Here is a 2,081-nt window from a genome sequence, read left to right as displayed (position 1 = left end):
GGGGGGCCCGCCCGCCCCCCCCCCCCCCCCGCCCCGGGCCCGGCGCCCCGGGGCGGCGCGGGGGGGGGCGGGGCCGCCCCCCCCCCCCCCGTGTCCGGGGTCAGCGCCCGGTCCTGGAACCCAGCTTGCGGCGGCGCGCCACGACGAGCGTGCCCACGCCGAGGGCGATCGCGACCGCACCGGTGACCGCCATCGGCCGCGAGGCGGAGCCGCCGCCGGTGGAGGCCAGCCGGGTGTCCGCCACGGCCGGAGCCGCCGCGGCAGCGACCACCTGCGAGCCGCCCGCCACCGGGCTCGGCGCCGTGCCGGTGGTCTCCGCCACCGGGACGACCGGCGCGGTGGTCGGCTGGGCCGCCGTCGGCACCGGGGTGGCCGAGGGGGTCGGGGTCGGCCTGGGGGTGGAGCCCACCGCGGCCGTGATCGTGAAGTCGGCCTTCGGGCTGGAGGCCTCGGACCCGCGTTCGCCCTCACCGGGCACGCTGCCCGCGAGGGCCGCCAGGGACTGGGCCATGGCGGGCGTGTCGCCGCTGAAGGACAGCCGGACCTCGATCGTGCGGCTCCCGCCCTTCGGCAGGGCGATGACGTCGGCGTTCCGGTCGCCGGTGCGCAGGCCCAGGTAGAGCCATCCCGGGTGCTCCGAGTTGCCCCCGGGCGTCCCCTCCAGCCATCCGCCGGCGGCCGTCCGGAACTCGAACCCGACCACCTCGGAGGGGAGTTCGGTCGCGCCCTGGAACACGATCGCGGGCAGGATCCGGAGGTCCCTGCCGCTGTTGTTGGTGAAGACCAGCTTGAACGGCTTCGCCTCGCCGCCCGCGGTGAAGGTGGCGGGCATCCCGTCGAGCTTGACGTCGGCCGTGGCGGCGGGTGTGGGCGCCGGGGTGGTCGGCGTGACCGACGGCGTGACGACCAGGTCCGCGTAGCCGCTCATGGCCTGGGAGACGCGCTGCTCCGGCGGCAGGGCCGGGTCGGAGACGACGGCGTCGAGACCCGGTGTCACCCGGCCTGCCGGGGTGTCGGCGGCGACGGTGAGCCGCAGCCGGTAGACGGCCTCGGCGCCGGCCGCCAGGTGCAGGACGGCGGGACGGTCGAGCTGCCAGAGGCCGCCGGTGCTCGTGGCGTTCGCCCTGGCGTCCTGCCACTGCGTGCCGCCGGGCGACTGGTACTCCAGCTTGAACTGGCCCTGCTTGGTGCCGGTGCCGGTGTCGCCGATGACGAAGGCGGACGACGGCACGTCCAGCTGGTGGTCGGCGGTGTTCTTCAGCGTCGCGGTGAACTCCACCGGCGCGCCGCCCGCCTTGACGGTCCCGGGCAGTCCGCCGAGGGTGACCGTGACCGGCGAGGACTGGACCTGGGTGCCCTGGTCGGCCGTGACGGCCCCCGAGGCGGCGAAGGCGGCCGGGGCCTCCACGACGGTCACACCGGAAGCGAGCGTGACGGCGGCGGTCGCGGCCAGGAATCTGCGATGCCCAATGCGCATTTCAACCTCACGAGAGAATTCGGACAGAGCCCAACAGAACGTGAAATCGCTTGCGAGAGAGGCCATTTCCTAGCGATGGCGCGCCGATGTTTCGCCCCCCGACCCAACAGCGACTGCGGCATCATACCGAGCCGTTTCCGCACCCCCGCGACGGGAGGGCGCCCCCCGGGCCGGGGCCGGACGGACGACCTTCCTCAGGGTCACCCCGAGGGCGACCCCGACATCCGGCTACGCCTTCCCGGTGACCCGTCGGGGTGCGGAATCACCTGGCGGGCTGAGGAGAACGGGGCGGCGGCGGCGGAGTATGGAAGTACGCCCGCCGGACCGGCCGGACCGGGCCGCCACCGTGCGGAGCAGATCAGGAGACCACCATGAGCGCCCGCCTCGCCCGTCCCCGTCACAACCGCGTCATCGCCGGCGTCTGCGCCGGGATCGCCGCCCGTTTCGGGCTGACCCCGTGGACCGTCCGGCTGATCTTCCTGCTCTCGTGCCTGCTGCCCGGCCCGCAGTTCCTGCTCTATCTCGCCCTCTGGCTGCTCCTGCCCCAGGAGCCGTGAGACCGGGCCGCACGACACGGCGAAGGGCCGCCCGCCCCGGTGATCCC

General features: G+C 75.3%; 2 protein-coding genes. One reads left to right on the top strand and one right to left on the bottom strand.

The genetic code is table 11. From position 1 onward, the window contains the following. Positions 1-100: 100 nt before the first annotated feature. Positions 101-1,477, bottom strand: coding sequence for a hypothetical protein (locus ACFV0O_RS41445; protein ID WP_380350258.1), 1,377 nt, complete (start codon positions 1,475-1,477; stop codon positions 101-103). 371 nt (positions 1,478-1,848) lie between these two features. On the opposite strand from ACFV0O_RS41445, the gene ACFV0O_RS41440 reads away from it, so the two are divergent. Next, complete coding sequence (locus tag ACFV0O_RS41440; RefSeq protein WP_360495264.1) at positions 1,849-2,034, top strand: PspC domain-containing protein; 186 nt, start codon at positions 1,849-1,851, stop codon at positions 2,032-2,034. Positions 2,035-2,081 lie beyond the last annotated feature (47 nt).

Origin of the sequence: Kitasatospora sp. NPDC059577, from assembly GCF_042735475.1 — a bacterium.
In the GTDB taxonomy this organism is placed as follows: domain Bacteria; phylum Actinomycetota; class Actinomycetes; order Streptomycetales; family Streptomycetaceae; genus Kitasatospora.
Note: the sequence above shows the minus strand (reverse complement) of the source record. Positions and strands in the feature narration are given on the sequence as shown.